The sequence below is a fragment of the Trinickia acidisoli genome, assembly GCF_017315725.1.
In the GTDB taxonomy this organism is placed as follows: Bacteria; Pseudomonadota; Gammaproteobacteria; order Burkholderiales; family Burkholderiaceae; genus Trinickia; species Trinickia acidisoli.
In genome coordinates this window covers 289,801-306,531 of record NZ_JAFLRG010000002.1, presented here as the reverse complement: position 1 = coordinate 306,531, position 16,731 = coordinate 289,801, and the positions used below count along the sequence as shown (strand labels likewise).

Sequence of the window (16,731 nt, the reverse complement as noted above, 5' to 3'; positions counted from 1 at the left end):
CGTTGAGGAGTAGAAACGCAAACTATCGCCCGCGGACATGTCGCATATCCCCGCTCGACCATCACATTCATTTTTTTTATGCGTCCGATTTATTTTTCTCCCTGGACGCCTTGCGAGGGCCCCTTTCACAATCCGCCCGAAAGAGCCATGACCGGTAGCGCGCAGGCGATCCAGCCAACGCGCGTCGGCATAGCAAGGAAGGATGTATGGATCACGGTTCGATCAGTCAAAATCCAATGCCGCCAGTTTCACCCCATCCCTCACGCTCGCCGAAAGGCATGCATACCGACGGCCGAAAAAGCTTGCTGGCAAAGCTGCGAACCGCGATCGGCGCGTGGATGTGGAGCGAGAAAGGGCTCGGCACCGCCATGATCGAAGACCTGCGCAGCGCAAGTACGCGCATCGGCGTGGAGTCGGCTCGGCTCGGGCGATGCATCGTCGCAACGGCCGAGCTCGCGCAAGAACAGTTCGAACTCGCAACGGGTGCCGATAGCCAAGCCATGGAAGTGACGCGCGTCGTCGATGAAGCGCGCGCCTACGTGGACACCGTGTGTCACGCGACGGCCGCCAATCTTCAGGCGATACGCAACGCCCACGGCGATCTCGCAGGCGTCTCGGTGACCAACCGTGCCGCGAACGAACGGCTGGGGCAAGTTGCCGACGACATCAGCGGCCTTCATCGCAACACGACCAAGATCCACGATGTCGTGCAACTCATCGAGGGCGTATCGGCACAGACGAAGCTGCTGGCGATCAACGCGTCGATCGAGGCGGCGCGCGCGGGCCCCGCCGGCCGCGGCTTCGCAGTCGTAGCGGCCGAGGTGAAGGCGCTCGCGCAGCGCGTGCAGGACGCGAACCAATCGATCGCCGCCATCGCCGGCCTGATATCGTCCGACATCAAACGGCTCCGCGAAGAAATCGAGCGCGTGCACAGCGACAGCAATGAGTGCTCGCGGGTCATCGACCATAGCGTCGACCGCTTTGCCGACGTCGTCGCTCAGCTCGAAGCGACGGACCGCAACATGGCGCACGTGGGACGCGCATTCGAGGACGTCCACCGCGCAAACGCATCGCTTTCCGTTCAGTCTCGCGAGATGCACGAACGGTCGATCACGGTCGCCGATGCGATGTCGAGTGCGAAGGCTAGCAGTGTCGTGCTGCGCGATGAAACGGAAAATCTACACGGCATCGGCTCGACGGTGCGCCTTCCCGGCAGCGTCCACGATGCCTTGCTAGCGGATTCGGAATCCTTTCGCGATCGAGTGCAGCGGTACTTATGCAAAGCAGCGGCAAGCGGTATCGACATCTTCGACCGAAATTACCGCGAGGTGCCCGGCACCTCGCCGCAAAAGTACACGACATCGTACGACGAAGCGGTCGAAGCGGAGTTGCAGCAACTCTTCGACGCGATGCTCGAAACGCGAGAGGGATTGATTTTCGCGGTCGCCTACGATTGCAACTGCTATATGCCGGCGCATCATCGACGTTTCTCCGCGCCAATGACCGGCGATCCGCACATCGATCTGGCACACAGTCGTCACAAGCGCATCTTTGCCGACGATACGGGCAAACGCGCGGCGATGTCCCGCAGTCATCATCTGTTGCAAACGTATGTTCGCGATACGGGCGACGTCACCTGCGTGTTATCGCTACCGATCCATGTCGAAGGCCAGCATTGGGGATGCGTTCGCGTGGCGTTTGCGCCCGATTTGTTGTTGCGCGGAACGCCGCTTGTATCGATGTGAGTTGATCGAAGGCCGAACTCATTAACCTGTATCTATGGTGCTATGGTAACGGCAAATCAGACGTTCAGATAGATGGCCCTGGGACAAATAATCTTCCCTTAGAATCGATATCCAACGCCAAGATAAGCAATAATCGGATTTGCTACGAGACGGGTCTTACTTGTCAGCGTGGCAACGCCATTAACCTCAACGGAAGTGATCGTCACATTGGTGCGCGTAGGCATATACAAAAGTGTGGCCGTAGCAAACCAGCGATCAGCCAGCCGGTAGGAAAATCCAGCCTCAGCAACAGGATTCCACGATGGGCTGACAGAAGACTGCACACTACCACCAGCACCAGCAAATTGTTGAGCAACCTGTTCAAACGCCGAATTCAGTCCGATATTCGAATACCAAGTGTAGTTGGCCCCAAATCCAATGAACGGGCGAAGGCGCGCTTGCGCCCCGGAAAAATAATATTTGAATAGCACCATCGGTGCCCATGCACTGGCACTAGCGAGCGGCTGAAAATTACCAAGTGGCAGTTGCGGACCACCAGCACCTAGAGGGGCAACGCTGCCTTGCGCATACATATTCAGTGTGGGAGGCCAACCCATAATGAGTTCAACCGCGGCGTGGCCTGACAAGAAATGCGTAAACTGAAACTCACCTGTCACGGCATTGTGAATTTGCGCGTTAGTTCCCGGGGAGACGACATCGCCAATCGCCGAGGCACTTTGAAAATTGGACGATGATGAGTAGGCGAAGTCTATCCAAGCACCACCGACCGAGACAATCGTATCGCCTGCGTTTTGTGCCAAAGCCGCTCGGCAAAATCCCATCCCTACTAAAACCAAAAGCAAGACTTGCACTCGGCATCTCACGATGGCGGTCTCCTCTGTTTCTCGAAGCAAATTTTCAACTCACTCGATCCGTAACGAACCTGTCGCGCGCCGCTATCTCAGAAATCAGCATGTCATAACAACAAACCAAGCAGTGAGCAACGAAGTCAATCGGTACGCAATTCGTTAGATGCGCAGGTACACGGTAGCTAGCGTCGGCAGATGAGCGCGACATCAAGCACGTTGCACGACAAGGAGGAGATCGGGGCGGGATCGAGCCACGCATGAGCAATTCCGCTCGCCCTACCACCCACCCCCCGGAAAGCTAACAAAATCCTAACTATAAAAATAGTTGATCATAAATTTTCATAGTTGCACACCCCCGTCATCAAGCACCTCTGCCTACCATGATCACACGTAATGTTCTTGAGAAGGCAGCGCCATGACACAGAGCCTCTATCGCTATCGCGACTTCCAAATCGCCATCGCCCCACTTCTCGTCTCTCCTACGCAACGAAGTGTGTCGATGGAGCAACAACAAAACTACATCTGCAGGGTTCAGATTCACCGCCCACCCAGATCATCCACGTCCGTTACCTTCACGTTAAATGCGGCAGATGGCGTACCGTTCACTGATCGACAAGAAGCGGTACTCGCGGGATGCTATGCCGCCGAAAATTTTATTCGCGAGTTATCAGACTGAATTTACCGTCATGTGGATCGACTCGATGCACCCATCTGTCAATGGGTCCCAGCGTTATGTTGGACACTCATCATGTTTGAACTTCAGGAACGTATGCCAAGCGGCATATGGGAGTGCGTCGCTGTGTGCGAAGGCACCTTCCATCAGGAGCAGCTCGCACTAACCAACTGGATCGCATCGGTGCGGCTATCAGGGAATTCACAGCGAGTAGTAACAGCCACATCTACGCCACCGAGTCCCCACACGACATGCTATTTAGAGTCAAATATTTCTCCAAGAAGAATTCTTGGGCGAAATATAGATTTGTACTGTTAAATTTCAGGTGAAATCCATATCACCCGAGCAAGACCATATCATAAATATTCACGCAACGCGCATTTCTTTACGACTCGACAAATAACATCATGAAAATTGGTTACGCTCGAGTATCGACAGAAGAACAGCATCTTGACTTGCAGCTAATCGCCTTGAATACGTTTGGCTGTGACCGCGTTTTGACTGATCAAGGCATATCCGGTGTCCGCTTTGATCGAACCGGACTCAAAGAGGCATTGAGCCTTGCACAAAAGGGCGACACGCTCGTCGTCTGGCGCCTTGACCGATTAGGACGTTCGCTCGGCCATTTGGTCGAAGTGATGAGCGGGTTGCGCGCGCGCGGTGTTGAATTTGCCTCCCTCACCGAGAGCATCCAAACTAACTCACCGGCCGGCATGTTCATGTTCCATATGATCGCCGCGCTCGCTGAGTTCGAGCGTTCGCTGATTAGCGAACGCACTCGCGCCGGCGTTGCAGCAGCACGTCAGCGTGGCAGCAAGCCTGGGCGTCCGTTAGCGCTCACCCCAGAGCAATGCGCGCAAGCAAAGGAATTATTACGAAATCATTCCGAAACGTTCGTTGCAGAAACGTTCCATGTCCATCACCGAACGCTAAGGCGTTCATTGTCTCAAGGCGCCGCTGAAGCAACCGACAACGTTCATTGTTCATCGTTAGCTTGAATCGACTATCAACCAGCAACGCGCGAGCTTCGCTCTACGCGATCTCCTCCGCAACGTATAGTCCCAAGTCGAAATCGACGCCTGATTCCAGATACTTGCGCCGCAGAAACCGAAGCCGTGCCTGTGGCGTAATCAATTCCGCAGAGCACTGCGCCTTACAACTGTGCTTGGGTAGAACGAGCGTTAGACCGTTATATTCGGCCTCCTCCGTATCGACGACCATGACAGGATGCATAACCTGCCCTTCGGGCCAAAGGCCCTCTTGCGGCTGAGCTTGCAGAACGGAGATCGTGCCTCGCAACAACCACACTCCCGCTTCCCAACTGTCCGTACCCGCGCGCGTCAGCCAGCGAATGACGCCCAACGCACGCTCGGCGCCGAACACGCCCGCAACCGCAACCAGCATGCCGATCCTGACCTTGGGGAATGGGACGAAAAGCCTACATCCCTGAATGCTACGATCGCGCAACATACATTCATGCCCCCAAGGTTGCGCTACCTGAGCATCGGCTGCCTCCCAGGTGGCCATGATTTGTTCATAGCCGAACGTGGCATGAACGGTACGCACGATATTGGTCCGGTATCCCAGACGAACTAGATGCCGTTGCTGGTGTCCGATAACCGTGCGCGATATCTGCGCGATCGCATCGAGCAAAACGCTCGCCGCCCGATCTTCGCTAACCTGCAGTAGTTGCGCGCGCACTCGGTCTCGCAAGCGCCCGAGCGGCACATAGCGATGACGGCTCTTACGGCGAGGCGCAATGGCATTTTGGGGCAGCACGACCCGCCCGGTGTCCAGATCCACGATCTCGTCGTTGTCCGGACCTTCCAGCGGACTAAACGAGAGATCCCTGCGACAGGAATCGACAACGCGTTCGACGAGAAAGTATGCCGTCGGAGAGAGAGAAAGCGGGTTGATCCATTGTGCAAACAATAGCGCAAGGTATTCCATCTCAATGGATACGGGATCTTGGCCGGCCACCAACTGGGATTCGGTGCGGGCAACGCCTCCACGCTCGGCGTTTTCGTAGATATAAGCGCAAAACGCCCAGAACTGCTCAGATGGACGCTCATAGCGCAGCCATGACCATCGAGCACTCCAACGCGCGGTCGTCATCGAGCGCAACAATACGCCGGCCCACTGCGCGCTGAGACTGGCCAACATTCGTTGTTCAAGCGCACGAACCCGGGCCAAATATGTCCGCAGTAAGCGGGCACTGAGGTCGCACGCAACAGCGGACACTTGCTCGCGCACATCGTCTGTAGCATCGGATGCTTGACAGTACTGCCACAGCAGGCAACACGCACTGATCGACGCATCAACCAATACCTGAAGCTGCTTCGCACAGGCGCTTGTTTCGTCGTCCTGAAGCTCGCTCAATTGAGCCAGCACGCGCTCCATGGTCGCGATTGCTATCTTTGCTTCGTCGGCAACCGCCAAAGAAGGCGCCGCCTGAGCAAACCCCATAACCTCGCCTTCACCGCCGGGCGTCATCGTGCTTCTCTCCAGCAGCGCCTGGGGCAAGCAGCCAGCAAAGTACGATGTTTGAAGCTCATAGACTCTCCGGTTCACCCTGCCTACCAGGGCCGTGTATTCTCGATGGAACTTTTTGCGCACGGATATTCGTCGCACCAATGGTCATATCTCGACTCACCGGGTAAAGCTCGCAGCAACGATAGCCAGATGGCGAGACACTGATTACGACGTGACGCTAAAGATGGACAAATTCAAACCGAATAAAAGACAAACTGCATAAAGCCGTGCCAATCACTGCGCGGTCTATTGAAACCAATCTGTCATCGCACAACCTACACGTCACCTACGGATGTCGCCGCAATTGGCGAATTCTCGGGCTATCGCGTCAGCCAAAACCAAGTCAATTTTATTTTCCCCTACGTTTAGGCAAGCTAACGCGACATTGATAATCCGGGGTTGCAAAAATGGGGTGAACCATAGAGTTACTAAGTTTTTAGAAAGTAGCCTCACTCGCTAGCGTATTGACACTCGGGCTGACGGAAGAACGATTTGACGAGGTCGGGCAGTTTTTGAATGCGTCGCAACGCACCGAGGGCGAGCGACTTCATGTCGTCCAGGCTTTGCACAAGCTGCCGGCTGACTCGCCGTTTGACGTGTGCCCACACTTGTTCATCGGGGTTCAACTGCGGCGCGTAGGGCGGCAGGTAGAACAACGTGAGCTGCCCATCGAGCGATGCGACGTAGTCTTTGACGAGCTTGGATTTATGGATCGGATGACCATCGACGATCAAGAAGATTGGCTTGCTTGCACCGACCATCAGACGAGCGAGAAATTCCTTGAAGGTCGTCGCCCTCACCGATCCCTCGTGAATCATGAAGCGAAATTCGCCACCAGGACTGACCGCCGAGATCATGTTGAACGAGAAGCGTCGCCCAGTTACCTCGACGACGGGCGTTTGGCCGACCGGAGCCCAGGTCGTGCCGGTATGGTAGTCGGAGCGAATGCCCGCTTCATCGGCAAAATAGATCACCGCGCCTTGCGCGCGGGCTTGCGCCTTGATCGCCGGATACGTCTTGGTTTCCCACTCGTGCACGAGTTGGGTGTCTTGCTGCCAAGCTTGATACAGCGGCTTTTGGACGGAAAAGCCAAGCAGCTTCATGACACGGCTGACCGAGGCCAACGCCAAAGATTTGCCGAACTGGCGCTTGATCAGTTCGCTGATCAACGACAGTGTCCACAGACCGAATTCGAACTTGAACTGTTGGGGAGAGTTGTCGCGAACCGCCTGGGCAATCCAACGCATTTCGTCGGCACTGATCTTCGGTGGCCGCCCCGGAATCGGCTTGGCCAAAAGTGCATTCTGTCCGCCTTCGGCGAACTGGGCGAGCCAGTTAAAAACCGTGCGAGTGCTCACACCGAACGCAGCCGCTATCGATGCCACCGTTGTGCCTTCGTGCGCCGCCTTAACCGCTTGTTGGCGCATGACCTGGAGCGTGTGGTGATCCAGCTTGCGGCCGTCTGATGAACGTTTGCATTTCATCCAGCCATTGTCTCACGGATGTGAAATTACTTTCTAAAAACTTAGTACTTTATTTGACAGCAAGGGATAGACCGCCTCGCGCATGAGGGAAGGGACCATTGCCCCCTCACTTTCCTCTACGCACCAACGCCACTCACGCCACCACACAACGACCACCACGGTCGGGGACCCGTACTGGTCTGCGCGATCTTGGTGGTGCGTCTGCACGGCATGAGTGCCCGTCGAGAACATTGAGACTCCTGTCGATCGGGGCGCCACTCTGAGGCCCTCCGGCAGGTGCAGCCGAGCCACCGGCGGCTACAGATGGGGGCATGGTTGCTAATCTAGATGTCGACAAACGCTCGATGGCCGCGCCCAGCGCGCCCAGCATGCATGTCACGTCCAACGGCGACATCCTGTCGGCGACCGCGCGCAGCGCATGATACGCATCCTCTTGCTTGTTTGCCGGACAGCTCGAGATGGCCGCGCATAGCATGCCCAGCCTGAATACCGGATCCAGCTCCCTCATCTGGTCGGTGGCCTCGCACAACTTACGATACGCCACCTCTCGCCCGCCTTCCAGGGTCGGGATGACCATACATAGCCTAACCAGCAAGCCAGGATCGCAAGGATCCGGCTTCATGACGGCCTTGCACAGCTTGCGATAAGCCGCCTCCTGCGCGTCTTGCGGCAGCCTCGGGACGACCGTGCATAGCACGTCCAGCACGCACGCCCGATCGCGAGAACTCAGACTCGTGGCGGCCCTGAGCACGCTCTTATACTCCGCCACTCGCTTGTCTTCCGGCAGGCCCAGGATGGCCGCGCCTCGTACAGCTGCCTTATCGCGTGGCCCCTGCTTGTTCGCGACCTCGCACACGTTGCGATACGCCGCCTCTTGCTTTGCTTCCGGCAGGCTTGAGATGACCGCGCTAAACGCGCACAGCTCGGCTCGAGTTGGGAACGAGCCGCAGGCCGCCCACAGACGGTCATACTCTTTCGCTCGCGTGCCTAGCGGCAAGCCTGAGATGGCCGTGACCAGCCCGCTCCGCGCGAATGGTGAGCAGCGGAACAACGCTTCATACTCTTCCTGTAGCTCGCGTTCCGGCAAGGCCAGGATGGATATACCCAGCCTGGGCAACACGCGTGCCGCATACTCCAACCGCTCTTGACACAGCAGCGGCTTGACGGCCACGCACAAGTCTTTATATGCAGCCACTCGCCGGTTTGGCGGCAGGTGTCGGATGGTCTCAGCCAGCCCACACAGCGCGTTTGCCCGACGGTCTACCGCTGCCCGATCGCCTAGCGGCCCATGGGTGCACTTGAGCCCGTTGTCATACATATGTTGTAACCACGCATCAGCCAATCTCCAAAGCCCTACCGCATGGCAAGCATCTGAACTCGTCCGTGCAAACGCCCACAGATCGGGCGGCATCAAAAAACTGAAGACGATTTGCAACGCATCCAGTGGCACCGTGGGGATTAAAGGCATCCTCAGCTCCTTCCTTGGAATACAGAACCGCCCGGGAATCCTGAAGGCTGGTTGGTTTAAGTTGATGCCGGCACAGCAATGGCGCCGCTGAATTGGCAATAGTAGTTTGCGTCAGCTTCAGCGGGCGTCATATAGCAGAGCGGTTCCATGAGCCGATGATGGTTAAACCCATTCCATTACACACAAGTCTGCTACTCAAGCTCGCGTGCGTATCTGATGCCGGCAGCAAAATCCACCACTCGCTGCATGCCTAGCCAGATGGTTTTGACGCCAGGCTCACCGTCGCCTTTGCGGGCGAGGAAACCGCCGAGCCTGGCGACGAGCCGTACTACTTCGTTTAGCCGCGGCGGCTTTTCGGGCGGGGCCTTCTTGTTGAGGATGAAGGCGGCCCTCCATTCATCGGGCTCGAATAGCAGTCCGGCATCGAGGTCGGGGCAAGTTCGACCTAAGCGCATGAGACGGGCAATGCGCCACGCCACCACCATGAACACCGCCAGCGCCCGCTCGATGCGCTCGATCGTGCTCAGTTGTAGCGCCTCGACCCGGCAACCGTTCTTCAGCACATGAAAGAAGGTTTCCACCTCCCAGCGGGCGCGGTACCAATCGATCAGTCGCGCGGCCTCGGTCATATCCGGCACGTCGCGATTGGTCAGCAAGCGCCATTCGATCGGCGTCGCCCCGGCGGACGCGTCAATCTCTCGCGCAACAAGGCAATTGATCGACACAACACCGCCCTGGCCATCGGGCACGTCGATCCGACGACTCCAGATTTGCTGCTGAACCTCCCGCGCCTTCTGTCGCTGGCGACCCGGCAACGTGAAGCGGATTTCACCAAGCGCCTCGCCTTGCGTGGCGTGATCCCAGAGTCTTTGACCCTCGGGCAACACGCGATTGTGCTGGGCGCGAATCAGCCAGTCGGCCGGATAACCCAAATCGCGCGCTTTGGCCATCAGCTCGACAATGTCCGACTCACGGTCTGCGACATACACCAGCCGTGTGCCGGGCAGATCCACCGCCTGCTCGGCCACCCGCTCGTATCCCTCGATCCAGCGCGTGCTTTCCTTGAGGCCGCCACGCTTGCCTCGGGCGTCCTTGCGCTCACGCGACCACATCCAGGCATTGAGCACGCCCAACGGTTCACGCTGTGGCGTGACCGCGTAGGTCGCGTGAACGTACATGCCGCGCTGTGCTTCATACGACAACGGCCCCAGTCCAGCGATCTCCTGCCCGTTAAAGTTCAGCTCGGTTGTGTCATCCAGGCACAGCACCACCTCACATGCCCGCATCCGCTCGGTCGAGCTCTGCCAGTGCGGCTCCATGACGTCGGTCCATTCCAGCTTGTCCTGCGCGAAGAACCGATAAGCCGCCGCCGTCTCAGCCCAGCCGCCGCACGCCAGCGGAATGCTCGCCGTCGGATTGCCCGACAGTTGCTCGGCCAGCAGGATCGCCCGCCGGTTCAGGCGCTTGTCGCCCAGATCGATGCCCTTGAATTCCATTGCCGCCCAGCTCTCCGTTGCTCGTGCCATTCGCGTGCCGCGCAAAAAGCAAGAGCAAACGGCAAACCGCGACAGTTTACAAACCGCTCATGCCGACTTGTGTGTAATGGAATGAGTTCGACCGACTCACGCATTTTCCACGGAGCATATGAAACATTCACACTCGGAAATGCTCGATCCACGTTGCTAGCCGGTCCCCCCCCCACTCGGCCGCCGGAATGGTAGGCCGTAACACTATGACTTCACCTTCTTTTGCGGCTGCCAGTGCGAGGCCATTCTCGTCAAGCCAGAGGAGCGTAGCCATCCATACAGCGTGCGGAGCCGATACCGCAGTATTTGTGGAAGCGCCAAGAAACTCGGCAAATCCCGCAGGATCGCCCCAAATAAGCGTATCGGCCTCGCGCCGTACCGCGCCTCCCGCTGCTTCAAGAAGCTCGGCCAGCACAATCGTGGCCTGGCCTTCCCGAGGTCCAGTGCCTCGCGTGCGCAGAGCGGTGAGATGGTTTGCCACCCTATATCCGAAAGCACCTCCACGAAGGCTCTCCGCTTCCACGAGATCAGCGTAGTCCATCAGCAACCAATCGAGCTCCGGTGCATGAACCCCCGCAAGCGCGGCGCAAGCGAGATATGTTTCCACTGGCTGGAAGCGCTCCGGACCGATCAGGCTGGCCGCAACAGTGCGAATTACCGCAATGCGCGTAGCAATAGTCTGCCGCTGCAACACAGTGAGTTTCTCTCGCACCAACTGATCACGCTCCTTGCGCAGCCCCGCCAGCTCAAGCGCCTGCCGTAACTCCAGCCGCAATGCGGTAATGTCCCACGGTTTCTTGATATACCGATGAATCTGTCCGTGATTGACCGCCTCGATGGTTTGATCGATTTCAGAATAGGCAGTCGTCAGTATTCGCACAACATGCGGATACCTCTCACTCGCATAGCGCAGTAACTCGTTTCCACACTCGCCAGGCATACGCTGATCAGACACTAGAACAGCTACTCTATCAGAGTGCGCATCCAGCAAGGCCTTGCCTTCTTCAACCGAGCCACCGGCCAGTACCGGAGCGAGGTTGCCGATAGCTCGCTGAAAGTATTTGACGGCCGTCGCCTCATCGTCAATGAACAGGATCATTGGCGGCTTTGCCTCTATGGCACACGGTTCATTCATCAGCAACTCCTGTGTATACGACTCTCGATACCCATACAATCCGAAATCATCTGCACCACAATGAGAAAATCAACATCGCTTAACTAGCTCTAGGAAGATCGAAGCTGAACGCGGCCCAGCTACCTAGCTCACTTTCAGCGTAAAGAACGCCTCCATGGCGTTCAATGACCGCATAACTGATCGACAAACCAAGGCCCAATCCTTGCCCAACGTCGCGCGTAGTGAAGAACGGTTCGAATACTCGGGCAAGATTTTCACTAGCTATCCCAGGACCGTTGTCGCGAACAGTGATATGCAGACGCTCTTCTATCCACCTCGCCGACGTATGAATCGCTGGCACGACTGTCCCCGCCTTACGCATCGCCACCACAGCATTGGAGATGAGATTTATCAGCACTCCGATGATTGCGGCCTCATCGCCGAGCACAAGGGTATCGGCAGGCAAATCACGTGTCGTAGCAACACCGCGCAGTTCATGCGAGGTCAAACGCATCGAAGACTCAAGCGCCTTTTCAAACAGGAAAGGCGTTCCTTGCTCCACCTCGGCGCCGGGCTTTCGATAAGCAAAGGTCTTGAGATCCGAGACGATATGCTGAACACGCTGCATGCCCTGCCTAGCGTCCGTCAGACATTCATGCAACGCAGATTCAAACTTCGCAGCAGGCTCTTCCATGGCTACCTCGATAGCCATCAAAGAAAAATTGACGGGATTGTTCACCTCATGAAGCAAACCTGCCGCCAACGTACCGATTGCAGCCATCTTTTCTTGTTGAAGCAATTGCCCTTTAATGTCGACGAGCTTGCGGTTGATGGCCTCGAGTTCCGTATTCTTCTCCGACACCTCGACCTTGAGGCTAAACAACATGAAGCGCGCACGCTCATTGAAAAAGGTATAAACGGCACTGGCCACTGCGGCAAACAACAACAATAGTGTATTGACCAGCAGCGCGCCCACCTGCCCCGTGCCTCCATCTCTGTGCAGCAAACAGGCCAACAGATACAGCAAGCAGGACACCCCTCCAAATACAACGTTCTGCCACAGGCCGAAAGGCAGAGCGATGCCAGACGCAAATATAGCCAGATTTAGCCCTACGTAGTAGGGAGATTGCGCGCCGTCAGTCCTGAAAATCATCCAGGAAATCATCATCTGCGGAAGCAATAACCATAAAAAAGTCAACCCCGAGGTAAAGCGCTTTCCGTATTCGCTGTACAAAATCATGATAATTCCAGCGATCAGCAGCGAAACCAGCACACGCACCGCAGCGAATGCCACCTGCAGATGAGGGTACTGTCCATAGTCCAGCCCTGCTCCCAACAACACCAATGCGATAGCTGTATAGGCTCCACCACGACTGAATACTAGTCGAAAATCCGACAATTCAGCTTGATAGCCTGTATGAAGTTGGCCGGTACTCACGGCCGAGGTTGACTGCCCGTGTTTCATTTGATGGTGGCTTCCACGAATACATTGACACCTGTTTCGTCGACGTAAAGATTGCGTTCCACACAGTTCGCCGGCAGCAAGGCGTTCATACCCGCCTCATCCCGGTAGATCAGGTACCACTCGAGCAAATGCTCCATCCCGTATTTCTGGGGATTAGACGAATGAACGTTAGTGACCAGCACTTGACCTCCGGGTCGCGTACGTGCCGCAAAATAGGCAAGTAGCCGTGCACACACCTTATCCGAGAGATAGTCGAACAGGCCAGCACAGTACACCGCGTCGAACTCTCGCAAATCAGGATCCGGACCAAGCCTTCGCTTAAGTAATTCGTGCACGGATTGACACACGAATTCGGCCGACACTTTGCAGCCCTCATGACTGGCGAATCGTTCGATCGAGTCCTTTGTAAACGATAGCGTTTCCTTGCTGAAGTCCACCAACTGAAATAACAGTAGCTCAGGCCTGACATATTCACGCACGAAGCGCTGGATTTCACAGGCCGGCCCACACCCGACATTGAGAATGCGAAACGGCCTACCTGCGGCGTTTGCCGCATCGGCCTGGCGCGTCAAGAAATCGACCAAAATATTGATCCGATTTCGATGTGCGGTGGCAACGGGTGCCATCAAAAAGGCACTATTGACAATTTGAAAGTACGTGGTGGGGCCTTGCTGCGGGTCACCCAGGATCTGGTTGACCATTTCGTAGTCACCTGCATAACCAAGTGGTTTAGTGAAGGTTCTATACACAAAAGGTGCGCGCAGCAGTAAAGGGTGCAGTGCCATTTGAGCATAGTTACGATGCACGGGCGCGATTTCAGAATCAACCCTTGCGGCCTCTTCCTCGAGCCCTCCGAGGTAAGATTTGACCTTTAACATGATCGGCTCTGCAAGTTCGCGGAACACATCCACCCGCAGCCGTCCGTCTTCCTTCGGAAGATCTTCGGTCAGATCAACTTGCTCGACCCAGCGCGAAACTTCCGCTAGAAATGCACGCATTTCATTTACCACGATCTGATAATCTCGGCGTATGCTAAAACGCGCGTCCCAATCACTGACAAATAGCTCTGCTTCGCGGCCAACCGACTTTCCTCCGCTGGGAAGATCGGCCAAGTCCCGCCATTCGTCGATGAGTGTCAGAGAAGCTACGGCAGTGAGGCCGGTGTTCACAAGGCTAATGACCACAGCCTTGCCCAGATATGCGTTTCTAGTGCCTATGCGAACAGTCAGATCACTCAGCACTTCACTCACCTGAACGATCGAGTAAGGATTGTAAATCTCCATCACCAGAGAATTTCTCCGGAGATTAATGATGGTGCCCCGCACTTGCTCGCGTTGCGAATTGCGGAAGCTGACTACCGGGTCGATTTGGATCTTCGAGTTCACGTCATTTTGCCAGAGGAATCCCGGAGACGATCATGGGTTGAATTTTGATATCTGTTTTCAAACGTTCGAACTCGGCAACCGCAGTATCGTGCCACGCTACACAACCTTGACGCGAATAGTTGCGCATCCTCTCGGTCAGTCCTTCGCACCTGGCGTGTACAAGGGTTGCTCGCATAGAATCCGATAAGACTGCCATCGAGGATATGGGTCAGTACGAGAAGATCTAAATCCAGAGGGCCACCTATTCATTCTCATTTACTGGCAGGCCGCACCGTCACGGACAATTTTGGACTCTTCCATATTCCGTCTACGTGCACGTCGAAACGAGCGCGCTACAAACCACACGTTATCGATCACGGTGCTAGCATGGCCGTACGGCATTCGAAGTGACGCGGGCCGAGCAAGATAGAAGCCCTGTACCATATCGGCTTCAACCATGGCGGCAAAATCCAAATCAGCCTGCGTTTCAACCCCTTCCACAACCACAGCACTCCCCGCCTCGCGCAGCAGGGCAACGAGTTTCAAAAACACCGCTGCTGCCCGCGAATTGCGCATTGCAAACGTAAGCAGCGAGCGATCCAGTTTCACAACATCCGGCTGAAGCTGGACCAGCCTGTCTATGTTAGACAGGCCGACACCGAAATCGTCGAGCGCAATCTGAAAACCACTATTACGAAATTCCACTACCGCATCAGCAAGCTGATGCAATGAACCGCCAGCCTCGACCACTTCTATGACGACCTGCCCCGGTGCCAGGCTGGCTCGCTTCACCGTTTGAACGAGCTCGCTAGCGTAGCCGGCCACGAGCAGCGTCTCGGGTCTGAAATTGAGAAAAAGTTGTTCGCCGCTGCAGAGCACGCTGGCGGCGTTATGCAGATGCGTGCGATGGCAACGCTGGTCGAGCGAAACGGCTTCGTCCATGGAACGTTGGGCGAACATTGCCGGCGGTGAAATTTGCGCCCCATCATTGAGATACGCCCTGAGTAAGGCTTCCGTCCCTGCCACATTACCGGAACGTAGACTAAAGATCGGCTGAAAGGACGAACACAACGTGATGTCCGGCGCAACTCCACTTCTGACCCACCATTCCGTTTCCTCGCCGACCTCAAGCCATGTCGAGCTTGCGAGGTCTGCTGGGGACGGCTGCGCGCGCAGGGTATGCATGCGACCTCCTTTGCATAGGACTGGTGCTTCGTCTGCAACTAACCTGCCTCAGATAGGTCTCGCCGGGCCACCTCGGCTGTTGCATTGGGCTTAATCATTTATGGGCGATCTAGCTGTCGCTCCGACGACGTATGTGAGCGCAAATGCTTCGAAGCAGGGTGTCACACGTCGCACAACAAACTGCTTACAGATTCATGAACGGGGTTTCTAGTCGCACGACCATCGCATTTGGCAAAGGCCTATTGGATATGGCTTTCAAGCTGACAACCAAGCATTGCAGCAAGAGCGCCATGGGCGGAAGGCGTTGCTTGGTCGACGACGCATGCATCGAGAATGGCTGCAAGTTCTTTACTGGCGCCGCTCGGCCAAATGCAATCGCCCCGCATACCCCTGTCGAACAAAGTCGATTGGAACAAGGATCCAGTAAGTCTTCGGTGGGCCCGAGCAGACGAGAGTATCGATGAGCGATTTCATGTCGCGCGGTATTTTCCTCACGGCCAATCACCACCCGTCGGTTCTAAAAATCCGGCGCGGTTCGGAAGCCCGCTTTCCGCATCACGCTGAGAATGCGCGGAGCCGAACTGGTATAGCGATTCCGTGTTTCGAGCGTAACCCCAAAATGAACCACGTCGGGTCACTACGTTATGTCGTATGAAGACGATTTCAAGGCAGCAGTCGATGTACTGAATCGAGGCCCGTACCGCCGCAAAGGTATGGTCTTCAATCCAAAGCCATACGATGAAGCGAGTGCCCGCCTAGCGCCGTATCTTGACAAAGATTCGCCCTACTCTCAGCAAGCCCGCGCCCTGTATTGGGCATTACAAGCGCTCGCTGAGACAGCGGCCTGCGCTAACGACTGTTTTGCAGATCCACCAAGGTTGGGTGACATGCAATTGAAGGCCAACCGGGCAAGAAAGTATTGGCAAGAGGCCAAAATCGGCTGGATGGATGCACCACAGGATTGGTGTGTCCGATGTGATGCCGGGCAATTGTTCTTACCCTCACTAACGGCGGGCGAGCCGCCGCCGGCGGCGCAGCAGGTGAGGGTCGTGCAAAAGCACCCCGACTATGGACATTCGCTGCTAGATGATTCTCGTGATCGTCGTCATACAAAGACAATACAACGCATACATGAATTTGGGCGAAACATAGAGGCGATACTCTTGAAGGAGTTTTGCGAATCATTGTATCGACCCGACTGTTCAGATGCCGGCGATTTCGCGATGGCATTGCCTTTTCCTCCCATTCAGCCTGTTGTAATTGACCACCAAACTTCCTCAGCAGCTGCAGTGGCTCCGCGGCCCGTACTAATTGCTCGAACAGGTGC

General features: G+C 56.1%; 11 protein-coding genes. 2 read left to right on the top strand and 9 right to left on the bottom strand.

All coding sequences use genetic code 11. From position 1 onward, the window contains the following. Positions 1-278: 278 nt before the first annotated feature. The gene (locus J3485_RS19910) at positions 279-1,745 is read left to right on the top strand and encodes a methyl-accepting chemotaxis protein (protein ID WP_206956061.1); all 1,467 of its coding nucleotides are present in this window, start codon (positions 279-281) and stop codon (positions 1,743-1,745) included. A gap of 98 nt (positions 1,746-1,843) precedes the next feature. On the opposite strand, the gene J3485_RS19905 is transcribed toward J3485_RS19910, so the two are convergent. After that, complete coding sequence (locus tag J3485_RS19905; protein ID WP_206956060.1) at positions 1,844-2,587, bottom strand: OmpW/AlkL family protein; 744 nt, start codon at positions 2,585-2,587, stop codon at positions 1,844-1,846. 1,086 nt (positions 2,588-3,673) lie between these two features. On the opposite strand from J3485_RS19905, the gene J3485_RS19900 reads away from it, so the two are divergent. Continuing rightward, positions 3,674-4,264 (top strand): recombinase family protein, encoded by a 591-nt coding sequence (locus J3485_RS19900; RefSeq protein ID WP_206956059.1) that lies wholly within the window; start codon positions 3,674-3,676, stop codon positions 4,262-4,264. Positions 4,265-4,298: 34 nt separating this feature from the next. Here J3485_RS19900 and J3485_RS19895 read toward each other — a convergent pair whose 3' ends face one another. From J3485_RS19895 to J3485_RS19860, 8 genes are all read right to left on the bottom strand, one after another. Next, a complete protein-coding gene (locus tag J3485_RS19895) occupies positions 4,299-5,882 on the bottom strand; it encodes a cyclic-di-GMP receptor FimW-related protein (protein WP_206956058.1) in 1,584 nt (527 codons plus the stop codon). A 365-nt stretch (positions 5,883-6,247) separates the two neighbouring features. After that, positions 6,248-7,282, bottom strand: coding sequence for an IS630 family transposase (locus J3485_RS19890; RefSeq protein WP_206952580.1), 1,035 nt, complete (start codon positions 7,280-7,282; stop codon positions 6,248-6,250). A gap of 133 nt (positions 7,283-7,415) precedes the next feature. Then, the gene (locus J3485_RS19885) at positions 7,416-8,750 is read right to left on the bottom strand and encodes a hypothetical protein (protein ID WP_206956057.1); all 1,335 of its coding nucleotides are present in this window, start codon (positions 8,748-8,750) and stop codon (positions 7,416-7,418) included. 191 nt (positions 8,751-8,941) lie between these two features. Continuing rightward, positions 8,942-10,276: an IS4 family transposase gene (locus J3485_RS19880; protein ID WP_445267852.1), complete on the bottom strand. Its 1,335-nt coding sequence runs from the start codon at positions 10,274-10,276 to the stop codon at positions 8,942-8,944. A 127-nt stretch (positions 10,277-10,403) separates the two neighbouring features. Next, positions 10,404-11,411 (bottom strand): response regulator, encoded by a 1,008-nt coding sequence (locus J3485_RS19875; protein WP_206956055.1) that lies wholly within the window; start codon positions 11,409-11,411, stop codon positions 10,404-10,406. 79 nt (positions 11,412-11,490) lie between these two features. Further along, complete coding sequence (locus J3485_RS19870; protein ID WP_242538861.1) at positions 11,491-12,855, bottom strand: sensor histidine kinase; 1,365 nt, start codon at positions 12,853-12,855, stop codon at positions 11,491-11,493. Next, positions 12,852-14,240 carry a class I SAM-dependent methyltransferase gene (locus tag J3485_RS19865; protein WP_206956054.1) on the bottom strand — a complete coding sequence of 463 codons (1,389 nt, stop codon included), beginning with the start codon at positions 14,238-14,240 and terminating at the stop codon, positions 12,852-12,854. The genes J3485_RS19870 and J3485_RS19865 overlap by 4 nt, the downstream gene beginning before the upstream one ends. 255 nt (positions 14,241-14,495) lie before the next feature. Continuing rightward, positions 14,496-15,404, bottom strand: a complete 909-nt coding sequence (locus tag J3485_RS19860) for an EAL domain-containing protein (RefSeq protein WP_206956053.1) — start codon at positions 15,402-15,404, stop codon at positions 14,496-14,498. Positions 15,405-16,731: the final 1,327 nt, after the last annotated feature.